Raw genomic sequence first — 13,414 nt, 5'->3', positions numbered from 1 at the left:
TACCTATGAAGGCACGAATGCAGAAAATATCAAGTAATTTGATAACTACCTTGGGAAGGATAGGACGGAATCCGACAGCTACCAAGGAGTGCAGACCTTTATTGGGATAACTGAAAATAACCTCACGGAAGTACTTTAGGTTAGGTATCTATCTTAAAATGTATCGTAAATTAAGAGCTGCCTTGGTACGGATCCGTATGCCGGGTGGTGTGGGAGGTCGCCTAGGGAATTAATTCCTAGGCTCCTATCCGATTAAAATTTCTGATCTGCAAAAAGTTCTTTATGAAAAGCTAAGATTAATTTATCCTAAATGTTCCAGCATATCTTTTGTCATCGATTCAAGATCAAAAGTATGTTTCCAGTCCCAATCTTGTCTTGCTTCAGTATCGTCGATACTTGCCGGCCAGCTGTCAGCAATTTTCTGACGGAAATCAGGCCCGTAAGTAATGGTGAATTCAGGAATATGTTTTTTGATTTCATTAGCAATTTCAGTCGGTGTGAAGCTCATTGCTGCTAAATTGTATGAAGAATGTATTTTGATTTTTTCAATCGGAGCTTGCATGATACTAATAGTTGCATCAATTGCATCATCCATATACATCATTGGCATTTTAGTTTCAGACGATAAAAAGCACTCGTATTTTTTATCAGCAATAGCTTTATAGAAAATATCAACCGCATAATCAGTAGTTCCGCCACCAGGAGGCGTAGACCAGCTAATTAAACCAGGATAACGAATACTTCGAACATCAACACCATAAATATTATGATAGTATTCGCACCATCTTTCTCCCGCTTGTTTACTAATTCCGTAAACTGTAGATGGCTCCATAATCGTATATTGAGGTGTATTTTCTTTAGGAGTTGTAGGTCCAAAAACAGCAATACTCGAAGGCCAGAATATCTTCTTTACCTTTTTTGCTTTCGCTAAATTCAAAACGTGGAATAATGAATTCATATTCAAATCCCAGGCAAATGCAGGGTTTTTCTCGGCTGTAGCCGATAAAAGTGCCGCCATCAAATAAATGTCAGTAATTTTATGTACTTCGACAAGATGCTCAATTTGGTTAAAATCTAAAGCATTGACCACCTCAAACGGACCTGAATTAACAACGTCAGTATTTAATTTTCGGATGTCAGAAGCAATTACATTGTCTGTTCCGTATAGTTTGCGCAGTTTTTGAGTCAGTTCTGTCCCAATCTGACCGCAAGCGCCAATGATCAATATTTTTGGATTCATTTGTGATGTTTTTTTAGAGATGCAAATATAACGTTTTCGCAAATATTTTTACTTTTCGTAACAACAAATTATAAATTTAACAACGATAAAGATTCTTTTTTGGATTATTCTCTGTTGAGCTGTTGGGTTATTTTACCGCAAAGCACGTAAAGTTTTTTTAATATGCTGGTTTAGTAAAAACGCAAAGTTCGCAAAGCTTTATGTAAAACTTTGCGAACTTTGCGAACTTTGCGGTTAAATTTTTCACCCAAAAAAACGACCATGATTTATAAAATCTTTAGCAAAAAACAGAATTCGTAATTGTAAATTTACTTTGTAACTTTGTAGCTTAATGTTTTACAAATGAAATATAAAATATCTCTTTTTCTGCTTTTTGTTTTTGTATTGAATTCATGTCAAAATGAAGATGAAAAACGCCGTGCTGAAAATGAAAAAGAAGCCAAAAAAAAGGAAGTTATTTTTAATACTATCAATAAAGGCTGGGAGTTTATTGATGAGCCTATTAATGAAATTTCAGAACAAAAGGTAAGTTCATGGAATGAATGGCGCGAATTCCTGAAAGAAATCGCAGATAAACCAAGAAAAACAATAGGAGCGTTCCAAAAAAAATCGGCAGTTATTTCGAAAAAAGCACTCGCTTTAAACGATAATATTCCTGCAGAGTTTAACGTTCCAGCAATAAAAAGCCGAATTTCTGTTTTGATAACTAAAGTTAAAATGATGGATTTGTTTATTCATTTAAATCAAATTCCAGCTGAAAAAGTAACCTTTTTAGTTGGAGAAATCAATAAAGAATTAGTCTCTCTGGAAAGACAAATGGATAATATCATTGTGAAAAGTAAAATTCCGAAAGAACAAGGAGAAGAAGATTTCTTGAAAATGTTAGATACAACACGTGCGATTCCGAATGCAACCGCAGTTCCGATTCAGGCACAAAACACAGATAATAAATTACCGAAAGTTGAGTAAAAACGCCTTATATACCATGTATGATAATCTGCCAAAAAATCAGCAGATTGCCACACAATTACTAGAGCAAAGTCAAATAAAAATGCATCTTAACGGATTGTTAGGATCTGCAGTTTCATTTGTGATTCGTGCTGTTTTCAAAAAAACAGAGTTGCCTTTTTTGGTTGTTTTAGACAATAAAGAAGAAGCAGCGTATTACCTGAATGATCTTGAACAAATGATTGGCGAGCAAGATGTCTTGTTTTATCCTGCTTCATTTCGACGTCCTTATCAGGTTGATGAAACAGATAATGCTAATGTTTTACTCCGTGCTGAGGTTTTAAACCGAATTAACTCCAGAAAAAAACCAGCGATAATTGTTACTTATCCCGAAGCCCTTTTCGAGAAAGTAGTAACAAGGCAGCAACTTGATAAAAATACTTTGAAAGTCGCTTTGAACGATAAAATTTCAATTGATTTTATCAATGAGGTTTTATTCGAATACGAATTCAAAAGAGTTGATTTTATCACAGAACCGGGCGAATTTTCGGTTCGTGGAGGTATTGTCGATGTGTTTTCATTTTCGAACGATCATCCTTATAGAATTGAGTTTTTTGGTAACGAAGTAGACAGTATCAGAAGTTTTGATGTCGAGACGCAATTATCTGTAGAAACACATAAAAAAATTACCATTATCCCGAATGTCGAGAACAAGATATTTCAGGAAAACCGCGAAAGTTTCTTAGATTATATTGCTGAGAAAACGGTAGTTTTTATTCAGAATACAGATGGGCTTTTTAGTCAGTTAGACAAGCAATTTGCAAGAGCCGAAGAAGATTTTGAGAAATTATCCAAAGAAATAAAACACGCAGAACCGGAACAATTATTTTTAAATCAGGCTTCGTTTATCAAGCGCGCCTTAGATTTTTCGGTAGTGGAATTGGCTTCAAAACCAATTTTTAAAACCACAAAAACATTCGAATTTCACATTCAGCCACAACCATCCTTCAATAAACAATTTGATTTATTACTGAATAATTTGAGCGAGAATCATTTTAATGGATATAAAAACTATTTGTTCTGTTCGAATGAAACGCAGGCAAAACGTTTTCATGATATTTTCGAAAGCTTAGACGAAGCCAATTCAGAGAATATCAGAAAGCAATATCATACGATTGTATTGCCTTTGTACCAGGGTTTTATTGACGAAGAAAATCAAATTACCGCTTATACGGATCACCAGATTTTTGAGCGTTATCATAAATTCAATATCAAGAACGGGTATTCTAAAAAGCAGAATATTACGCTTAAAGAATTAACGTCACTTTCTGTTGGTGATTATGTAACCCACATCGATCACGGAATTGGGAAGTTTGGCGGATTGCAGAAAATTCAGGTCGAAGGAAAAACGCAGGAAGCCATAAAATTGGTTTATGCTGATAATGATATTGTGTATGTAAGTATTCACTCGCTGCATAAAATCTCCAAGTACAACGGAAAAGACGGAACGCCGCCTAAAATATATAAGTTAGGGTCGAACGCCTGGAAAATTTTAAAGCAAAAAACCAAAGCGCGTGTCAAACATATTGCATTCAACCTGATTCAGTTGTATGCAAAACGTCGATTAGAAAAAGGTTTTCAGTTTGCACCGGACAGTTATTTGCAAAACGAATTAGAAAGTTCGTTTATCTATGAGGATACTCCGGATCAAACCAAATCGACGCAAGAAGTAAAAGCCGACATGGAAAGTGATCGCCCAATGGATCGTTTGGTTTGTGGTGATGTAGGTTTCGGAAAAACTGAGGTTGCCATTCGTGCTGCTTTTAAAGCCGTTGACAATAGCAAACAAGTTGCAATTCTGGTTCCAACTACTATTTTGGCCTATCAGCATTATAGAACTTTTACAGAACGATTAAAAGATATGCCGGTTTCAATTGGCTATTTAAACAGATTTAGAACTGCGAAACAAAAAGCACAAACCTTAAAAGATTTAGCCGAAGGAAAACTTGATATTGTAATTGGAACACATCAATTAGTCAATAAAAATGTAGTTTTCAAAGACCTTGGTTTATTAATTGTCGATGAGGAACAAAAGTTTGGTGTAAACGTAAAAGATAAGCTAAAAACTATTGCAGCAAATGTCGATACGTTGACATTAACGGCAACACCAATCCCGAGAACGCTTCAGTTTTCGTTAATGGCGGCGAGAGATTTATCAGTTATTACAACACCTCCGCCAAATCGTTATCCTATAGAAACAAATGTTGTTGGGTTTAATGAAGAAATTATTCGTGATGCAATTTCGTATGAAATTCAGCGTAACGGACAAGTTTTCTTTATCAATAACCGAATCGAAAATATAAAAGAAGTTGCCGGAATGATTCAGCGTTTGGTACCAAATGCAAGAGTCGGAATTGGTCACGGACAAATGGAAGGCGCCAAACTCGAGGAATTGATGTTGGGCTTTATGAACGGAGATTTTGATGTTTTGGTAGCGACGACAATTATCGAAAGCGGATTGGATGTACCAAATGCCAACACGATTTTTATCAATAATGCCAACAATTTCGGATTATCAGATCTGCATCAAATGCGTGGTCGTGTAGGTCGTAGCAATAAAAAAGCATTCTGTTATTTCATCTGTCCGCCTTATTCATCAATGACTGAAGACGCCAGAAAACGTATTCAGGCATTAGAGCAATTCAGTGAGTTAGGAAGCGGTTTCAACATTGCCATGAAAGATCTTGAAATTCGTGGTGCAGGAGATTTATTAGGAGGCGAACAAAGCGGTTTCATCAACGAAATTGGTTTTGATACCTACCAAAAAATCATGAACGAAGCCATTGAAGAATTAAAAGAAAACGAATTCAAAGATTTATATCCGGCAGAGAATGATATTGAGACGAAAGAATACGTAAAAGATTTACAAATCGATACTGATTTTGAGCTCTTATTTTCTGATGAATATATCAATAATGTTACCGAGCGTTTGAGTTTGTATAACGAGTTGGGTGGCGTAAAAAATGAAGAAGAACTGGTTATCTTTCAAAATAAATTAATTGACCGTTTCGGTCCAATGCCTCCGCGTGCCAATGCGTTGATGAATAGTATTCGCATCAAATGGATTGCGACGAACATAGGAATTGAGAAATTGGTGATGAAAAAAGGTAAAATGATTGGTTACTTTGTTTCGGATCAACAATCTGATTATTATCAATCGTCTAAGTTTAGAAAAGTGTTGCTATTTGTACAAAAATATACCTCGCTTTGCACAATGAAAGAAAAACAAACGCCAAATGGTTTACGACTTCTTTTGACTTTTGATAATGTAAAATCGACCAAACGAGCTTTGGAATTGATGGAAATGTTGGGAGAATAAAAAAGTTTGCCACGAATTTGCGAATTTTCACAAATTTTAATTCGTGCTCATTCCTGGAATTCGTGGCAAAAAACGAATCTAAATCTTAAGTTTTATTTATCCTTTATTTAAGAAAATACTTAGAATTAAAAAGTTTTCTTTGGTCAAAATTTTAAACCAAAATTTTCCATGCAATATCAATTTATTCTTGTGTTTTTGTTTTTTGGATTAACCACAATTTTTGCTCAGGAAAAGAAGCAAATCGTTTTAAATGATACGCTGAAATCAGAAGAAATCGATCCTTTGCGACCTGCAAAAGCAGCATTTTATTCGGCTATTTTTCCGGGTTTAGGACAGATTTATAATAAAAAATACTGGAAACTTCCTTTGGTATATGGAGCAATCGGAACCAGTACTTATTTTTATATCGACAGTCAAAAAAACTACAATACTTATAGAAACGAATACAAAAACAGGCTAGCAGGAAACTCAAGTGGTTCTGAATATTTGGAGAACTTAAGCGAAAGTCAGTTAATTTCTGCTCAAAAGCAATTTCAAAGAAATAGAGATTTATCCGCTTTATTTATTGTTGGTTTTTATGTTCTCAATATTATTGATGCCAATATTGATGCAGCTTTGTCTCAATTTAATGTTAGTGAGAAATTGGCCTTTAAGCCTTCTGTTAATTTCAAGAATGAAAATATGCAATCTGGTTTTGGATTTGCTTGTACCTACACTTTTTAGAAGTTTACTTTTGTAACTTTAGAATCAGTTTTAGTATTCTTTCTAAAGCAAAACGATAATGAAGGAAATCAAAAAAATTGGTATAGTTGATATTACTGAAAAATTCGGTCTGGACTTAGAGTTCAAAGATTTTCTTTTTAAACCTCAGGAAATTACACCCAATCGTCATTTTGAACCACATCGTTCTGAAATGTACAGCCTTGGCTTTGTTTTAAAAGGAGAAGCTGAATTCATTGTTGGATTGGAACCCTATCAGCTTAAAGCTCCTTCTATAGTTATGGTGGCGCCTGATGAAGTAAGGAATTGGATTCTGAATAAAGGCGCAATTGAAACAAAGAGTCTTTTTTTTACAGAAGATTTTGTGGTTTCAGGATTGATTGACACTTTGTTTTTAAAGAAATTTTCTTTCTACAAAAGAAACGGACAACATGCTATTGCTTTAAATCCGGAAGATTTGGCCATTATTCAATCCTTACTACATCAAATTGAGCAAAAGAAAAACTCTGATTTATCTAATAAATTAGAAAGTATTCAGGCCCTATTGAGAGCTTTACTCCTGGAAATTGAAGGGTTATACGACATAAAAACCAGAAACGAACATAACACCTATTCAAGATCTTTCTATCTAACGGAAAAGTTTAAAGAATTATTGTCTGAGAATTTTACCCGGCATCGTGAAGTTCATTTCTACGCAGAAAAACTTTTTGTAACACCCAAACATCTTTCTCAAGTTGTAAAAGAGGAAACCGGAAAAACTGTAAGTGAGTTGATTAACGAAATTGTTTGTCTTGAAGCCAAAGTTTTACTGCAAGCAAAAGCATTAAACATTTCAGAGATTTCACTATATTTAAACTTTGCTACAGCCACATTTTTCGGCAAGTTTTTTAAGCGTAATACGGGAACGAGCCCTTTGGAATACCGAAAAGGATTGTCTTAATAAAAATACGACATTTAGAACATTTTATCGGCTATTCAGACCTTCTCTAGCTTTGTTGTGCACAATATCTTTGTTTTATTAAATTAATTTAAATCGAAGTATTATGAAAATGAGAAAATTAGGAATAAACGGACCCGAAGTTTCCTCTATATCTATGGGATCAAGATTAATAATTGATGATCCGGCATCATTAGAAGCTGCAAAAAAACAAACAATCCAAACACTACAATACGGAATTGACTCCGGAATAAACTTTCTAAATACCGCCGACTTTTACGGAATGGGTATAAGCGAACTTATTATTGGCGAAGCTATAAAAGGACGAAGAGACAAAACTTTTATAAGTGTTAAAACCGGGGCGCTAAGAGATCATAAAGGACATTTTCTGGGATTGGACGGAAGACCAAACGCGATCAAAAACTTCTGTGCCTATTCCTTAACCCGATTGGGAGTTGACGAAATAGACCTGCTTCAGCCTTCACGAATCGATCCTGATGTGCCTATCGAAGAAACGGTTGGTGCCATAAAAGATTTAATTGACGAAGGAAAGGTTCGTTATTTAGGACTTTCAGAAGCAAATGCTGAACAACTAATTCGTGCGAATAAAGTATATTCCGTTTCTGCTTTAGAAATTGAATATTCGTTAGCGACCAGATTTATAGAAAAAGAAATTTTGCCAACTGCAAGAGAATTAGGCGTGAGTATAGTTCCTTATTCTGTTTTGAACTATGGTTTGCTTAGCGGAAATTTAGAATTTCCATTGCCTAAAGGAGATTACAGAAATATGCTTCCGAGATTTCAGGAAGAAAACCGCGCTCATAACCTGCAATTGATCGAATTTTTGAAAGATATGGCAGGTCAGAAGAACGTTTCTGCAAGTCAGCTTGCTTTAGCCTGGGCGTTGCATCAGGGAGAAGATATTATTCCAATTGTGGGAATGAGTAAACCTCAACGTGTAGATGAAAATATAGCAGCTCTTTGTATCGAATTCTCTCCGGAAGAAATGAATTTATTAAATACAACATTTGCTATCGATGCCATGAAAGGAGATCGTTATCCGGCTGCACTTCAAAAAATGGTCGCTTCTTAAAATATCCAAGATTTTCGATTTTTTTAATTGAAAGTCTTGCTTCAATTAAGAAAACTCGTTCATAATAATTAATAATACAATCATAGTATCAGATTAATAAATGTCTTATTACGATAGTTCAGGAACTTTATATGTCTTATCTTGATAAACAGCGATATACAGATGGCGTAACTTTACGGTACTAAAGATTTTTAACGCATTTAGTTTGTCATCACTCTCGACAAAAAAATCAGTTTTACAGGAGGAATTAATAGGGATACACACATTTATTTCTTTACTACATGAACAGGAAAAAAGGTATATATAGAATTCTTTCAATTATCACATTACTGTTGGTTTTTGGACTCCTTCAGGCTAAAAAATTAAATATTAGGGACACTCAATAAATTATTCCTGTAAAGGAATTACACGACGCTTTTATCAATGATAGAAGTAAAGCCGAAAAATTATATAAAAATAAAATAGTAACCATCAAAGGTGTTGTCGTGTATGTTGGTCCGGACATTTATGCGCTGCCGTCAATAGAATTGTCAGACAAGAAAGACGGAGTTACAATGAAGCTTTGTGTACTGCCTGTTTCAGATTATTTAAAATTACGCAAGTATTCTAAAGGACAAACACTTGTCATTACAGGAGAGGCCCGTGACCTTTACAAAGAAAGTATTTTGGTTGTAAAGGAATGTAAAATAGTTGAGGAGAAATCTATCAAAAAGCTTACTTCAAATGAATCCTATGATATAAAGGATCCAAGTCCGGAAAGTGAGCAATTAGAAAAAAGACTTTTTCTGGCAGGAGTAAAAAGCACCACGTTTGCTCAGACCGTGAAAAATGACAAGGCGAAGCAGCAAAACCAACACCAGAACTTTATGATAAGTATGATATAGGTTTAGAAGTTGTAAATGGACGAAATGTATGGACCATAGCACCAAAAAAAACAATAAACAAATATTTCTTCTTCATACACGGAGGAGCCTATGTTTCAAGTTATTTTCCGGAACACTGGGTGTTTTTCGGTAAATTGATTGAAAGGACGGGGAGAACAGTTGTAATCCCTGATTATCCTTTGGCACCCGAACATCAATTTGAAGAAACAACTGAAATGGTATATACTGCACTGGTTAATTTAATTAATCGGGTTGGAGCAGAGAATGTTACTTTAATAGGCGATTCTGCCGGCGGAGGAATGGCTTTTGCATTGTCACAAAAATTAAGAGATGACAAAGGAGTACAACCTTCTCAAATTATACTTTTATCTCCGTTGTTGGATATGACTAAATCTAATCCTGAAATATTGAAGGTTGATAAATACGACCCTATTCTAAGAAGATAAAGAGAAAATTGGGCATTTGAATGTAGAGAAATTATTGAATTTATAACTGGTAAAACATAAAAATGGCACATGATTTTTTTCATGCGCCATTTTGTATTTGGGTTCAGAGAAAATTTTATAATTTCTTCAATCCTTTTAACTCTGCAGCATTTCCTTCTTTAATACTGATTGCAACACCACCACCCGGTGCTAAATATTGTTTTAAAATTGTTTTTGAGGTTACAACAACTTTAGTCACCGTATATTTTTGCGGATTTTCGTTCCAGTTAGCATCTTTCGTGTCAGCGTAAATAGTAGCTATGAATTTTTTTTCGGCAGGTAAATAATCAAAAGTAATATTGGCAGTTCTGGCGTTTTCGTCGGTGATTCCTCCAATAAACCATTCGTTTTTTCCTTTTGCTTTACGGGCAATCGTGATGTAATCTCCTGGTTCTGCTTCAAGAATATAACTGTTGTCCCAATCTACCGCAACATCTTTTATGAATTGAAAAGCATCTGGAAAACGCTCATAATTTCCAGGAATATCAGCCGCCATTTGCAACGGACTGTACATTGTAACATAATAAGCCAATTGTTTTGCCAGAGTGGTATTGACACGTTGTGTACTTCCGGTTCCGTAGTACGAAAGATCTGTTTGAAAAATCCCCGGAGTATAATCCATTGGGCCACCCATTAATCTTGTAAATGGTAGAATTGTCGTATGATCCGGTGCTAATCCTCCCATAGATTCAAACTCAGTTCCGCGAGCAGATTCCTGTGCAATCCAGTTCGGGAAAGTTCTGTTTAAACCAGTTGGTCGAACCGCTTCGTGGCTGTTAATCATGATCTTATAATCGGCAGCACGTTTGGCTACGTTGATGTAATGATTCACCATCCACTGTCCGTCATGATGTTCGCCACGCGGAATAATTTTACCTACATAACCAGTTTTTACAGCATCATAACCGTTGTCATTCATAAATTGAAAAGCACGATCTAATCGACGCTCATAATTTGTTGCCGATCCTGACGTTTCATGGTGCATGATAATTTTCACCCCTTTTGATGCGGCATATTCATGAACTGCTTTTACATCAAAATCAGGATAAGCGGTTACGTAATCAAAAACTTCTTCTTTCCAGTTGTTGATCCAGTCTTCCCAACCAATGTTCCAACCTTCGATAAGGATGGCATCGAAACCATTTTTAGAAGCAAAATCAATATATTCTTTTGCTCTTTCTGTTGTGGCTCCGTGTTTTCCGTTTGGCGTTAGTTTAGTAAAATCATCTGTCAGTTTTACGTTAGTTTCTTTTCCAAAAGCCCAGGTACTTTTTCCGGCCACAAAATATTCCCACCAAATCCCGATGTACTTTACGGGTTTAATCCACGAAACATCTTTATAACTTGTAGGTTCGTTGAGGTTCAGAATTAATTTTGAAGCCAAAATTTCTGTCGCTTTATCACTTACAACAATGGTTCTCCAGGGCGATTGTGCATCTGTTTGCATATATCCTTTTGCACCCACGGCATCAGGCGCTAAATGACTGCGCATTTTATAATTTACAGCATCAACTTCAAGATACATTGCCGGATAATTGATCAATCCTGCTTCATGAATATTGATATACAAACCATCGTCAGATTTCATCATTGATGGAGTTTGCACCGCTAATTCCTTAATAGGCCATTGCGAATTGATTTCGATAGTAGCTTTTTTCATCAACGAAGGAACTTCAGAAATTTTCGAAGTGGTATAGGCATATTCATTGGTATCATAATCTCCCGGAATCCAGAAAATTTTATGATTTCCGGCCAGATTAAATTCAGTACGTTCCTCTTTAATAACAAAATAATTTAAATCATTTTGTTTCGGAAATTCATATCTAAAACCCAATCCGTCGTTGAATAATCGGAAACGAATTCGAATATACCTGTTGTTGTTTTTGGCTTGAGCCAAAGTGACAACCAATTCGTTGTAATTGTTTCTAATAGTTTTTTCTTCACCTAGAACAGGATTCCATGAATCATCAACAGAAGATTGTGCTGTATTTGTAACGGTAAAACCATCCAAAAACGAAGGTAAATTTTGAAGTTCTAAACCTAAAGAACTTGGTTTTATAACTGCTTTTTGTTTGTATGATAATTGGTAAGACGGAACTCCGCCTTCTTTTAATTCAAATTTTAAAGAAAGATTTTTATTAGGTGAAGTTATCTCCTGAGCCTGAACCCATGCGGCATTGACACAAATAAAAAGAAGTAACGCTAATTTTTTGCTTCGGATGTGAAGCAATGATTTTTGGGATTGAAAATTCATGTTATTTTTGTTTTTTGCAAATCTAATATTGTTTTTTAAAGTCGCGTGGGTATTAATTTTTCAATACTAAATATTGAAAAGGAAGTAATGTAATTTCGTTGCCAATAGTAACAGAAGTTCCTGTAAAAGCATCTTTCCATGTTGCTTTTAGGGCAGGGGAAACAAGGTATTTTACAGAAGTTTTGGTTAAATTAGAAAGAACAAAAACTTTTTCTGAATCTTTTACCATTGTAAAAGCGCTTACGGCATCACTGCTGTATCCGGTAAAAGTTCCTGTTTTTATAGCGTTACTGGCATTTCTAAAAGCGATAATTTTTTTGTATTCGGCTAACATAGATGCATCTGCGGCAGACCAGTCGATTGGAGTTTTGGCAAAATAATTAAGCCTTTTGTCATACCCAACTTCTTGTCCGTTGTAAATCATTGGAACAGATTTCATGTATGCTGCAACAACAAAAGTGGCAACAGATCCTTTTTTACCTCCAAAAAGTTCAAGCGGAGTTCCGTCTGAAAGGTTTACGTCATGATTGCTGGTGTATCTTACAACTTTGTTTTCAGGATTGTAATTGTTGGCATATTCTGTAGCATTAGAATCCTGAATTGTTGTAGCAGGTTTACCTTCTTTAAAAACTTTTTCTAAAGTGCTGAAAAAATTAAATCCAAAAGTATAATCAAAACCAGAAGCAAAGTGATTTACTTTAGATCCTTCAGCCAACATCAATATGGTTTGATTTTTTTTGATACTTCTTAATTTCGTAATCGCATCTGACCAAAAGGTTTGCGGAACAAAGTCAGCATAGTCACATCTAAAGCCGTCTATGTTGGCATTGTAAACCCAATATTCCATAGCATCGATCATCGCGTTTTTCATTTCGGTATTATTGAAATCCAATTGCGCTACATCATTATAACTTGTTCCCGGCGGAATAATGATATTTCCTTTATCGTCTTGTTGGTACCAATTTTTATGTTGTGTAATCCAGGGATTGTCCCATGCGGTATGATTGGCAACCCAGTCCAGCACTACAGCCATATTTTTTTTATGCGCTTCTTCGACCAAAGTCTGAAGATCTTGTAAAGTTCCAAAATCCGGATTTACGGCTTTATAATCCTGCACGGCATAAGGCGAGCCTAATTCTCCTGAAGCTTTTACTTTTCCAACAGGATAAATAGGCATTAAATAAATAACATTGGCACCCAGTTCCTGAATTTGAGTAAGCCTGTCCTGAACACCTTTTAAGTTTCCGGCGGCACTAAAAGCACGAATGTTGACCTGATAAATTATGGCATCTTCTTTTTTTGGCATTTTTTCGAATGCTGTTCCATACTGTGTATAAGGAGAAGCCGGAATTGAATCGTTATTATCCGATGAACTACACGAAACAAATGCTAGTGCAAGTATTAAAGTGTAGATGATATTTATATTTGATTTCATATTTTTTTATTTTATTTTTTTTAAGATAGCCTGCCTTTC

Annotated in this window: 10 protein-coding genes; 7 read left to right on the top strand and 3 right to left on the bottom strand. The window is 35.3% G+C overall.

The genetic code is table 11. The features are described from left to right. Window positions 1–301: 301 nt before the first annotated feature. The gene (locus tag NJT12_RS21555; RefSeq protein WP_271338182.1) at window positions 302–1,240 is read right to left on the bottom strand and encodes an L-threonine 3-dehydrogenase; all 939 of its coding nucleotides are present in this window, start codon (window positions 1,238–1,240) and stop codon (window positions 302–304) included. A gap of 342 nt (window positions 1,241–1,582) precedes the next feature. Here NJT12_RS21555 and NJT12_RS21550 point away from each other — a divergent pair, with 342 nt between their 5' ends. The 7 genes from NJT12_RS21550 to NJT12_RS21520 all read left to right on the top strand — a co-directional run bounded on the left by NJT12_RS21550 (window position 1,583) and on the right by NJT12_RS21520 (window position 9,647). Next, window positions 1,583–2,209: a hypothetical protein gene (locus NJT12_RS21550; protein WP_271338181.1), complete on the top strand. Its 627-nt coding sequence runs from the start codon at window positions 1,583–1,585 to the stop codon at window positions 2,207–2,209. Further along, the gene (gene mfd, locus NJT12_RS21545) at window positions 2,202–5,567 is read left to right on the top strand and encodes a transcription-repair coupling factor (RefSeq protein ID WP_271338180.1); all 3,366 of its coding nucleotides are present in this window, start codon (window positions 2,202–2,204) and stop codon (window positions 5,565–5,567) included. Before NJT12_RS21550 ends, mfd begins: the two co-directional genes overlap by 8 nt. A gap of 168 nt (window positions 5,568–5,735) precedes the next feature. Further along, window positions 5,736–6,290, top strand: coding sequence for a DUF5683 domain-containing protein (locus tag NJT12_RS21540; RefSeq protein WP_271338179.1), 555 nt, complete (start codon window positions 5,736–5,738; stop codon window positions 6,288–6,290). Between the two features lie 58 nt (window positions 6,291–6,348). Further along, window positions 6,349–7,227 (top strand): helix-turn-helix transcriptional regulator, encoded by an 879-nt coding sequence (locus NJT12_RS21535; RefSeq protein WP_271338178.1) that lies wholly within the window; start codon window positions 6,349–6,351, stop codon window positions 7,225–7,227. A gap of 103 nt (window positions 7,228–7,330) precedes the next feature. Continuing rightward, window positions 7,331–8,317, top strand: coding sequence for an aldo/keto reductase (locus NJT12_RS21530; protein WP_271338176.1), 987 nt, complete (start codon window positions 7,331–7,333; stop codon window positions 8,315–8,317). A gap of 386 nt (window positions 8,318–8,703) precedes the next feature. Continuing rightward, window positions 8,704–9,201 (top strand): OB-fold protein, encoded by a 498-nt coding sequence (locus tag NJT12_RS21525; RefSeq protein ID WP_338083398.1) that lies wholly within the window; start codon window positions 8,704–8,706, stop codon window positions 9,199–9,201. Continuing rightward, window positions 9,198–9,647 carry an alpha/beta fold hydrolase gene (locus NJT12_RS21520; protein WP_271338183.1) on the top strand — a complete coding sequence of 150 codons (450 nt, stop codon included), beginning with the start codon at window positions 9,198–9,200 and terminating at the stop codon, window positions 9,645–9,647. The genes NJT12_RS21525 and NJT12_RS21520 overlap by 4 nt, the downstream gene beginning before the upstream one ends. 115 nt (window positions 9,648–9,762) lie before the next feature. On the opposite strand, the gene NJT12_RS21515 is transcribed toward NJT12_RS21520, so the two are convergent. Together NJT12_RS21515 and NJT12_RS21510 are read right to left on the bottom strand one after the other, a co-directional pair. Beyond that, on the bottom strand, window positions 9,763–11,940 hold the full coding sequence (locus tag NJT12_RS21515) for a glycoside hydrolase family 97 protein (protein WP_271338175.1): 2,178 nt from the start codon (window positions 11,938–11,940) through the stop codon (window positions 9,763–9,765). A gap of 52 nt (window positions 11,941–11,992) precedes the next feature. Continuing rightward, window positions 11,993–13,375, bottom strand: a complete 1,383-nt coding sequence (locus tag NJT12_RS21510) for an alpha-amylase family glycosyl hydrolase (protein ID WP_271338173.1) — start codon at window positions 13,373–13,375, stop codon at window positions 11,993–11,995. Window positions 13,376–13,414: the final 39 nt, after the last annotated feature.

This window comes from Flavobacterium azizsancarii (assembly GCF_027980145.1).
In the GTDB taxonomy this organism is placed as follows: domain Bacteria; phylum Bacteroidota; class Bacteroidia; order Flavobacteriales; family Flavobacteriaceae; genus Flavobacterium; species Flavobacterium azizsancarii.
Note: the sequence above shows the minus strand (reverse complement) of the source record. Positions and strands in the feature narration are given on the sequence as shown.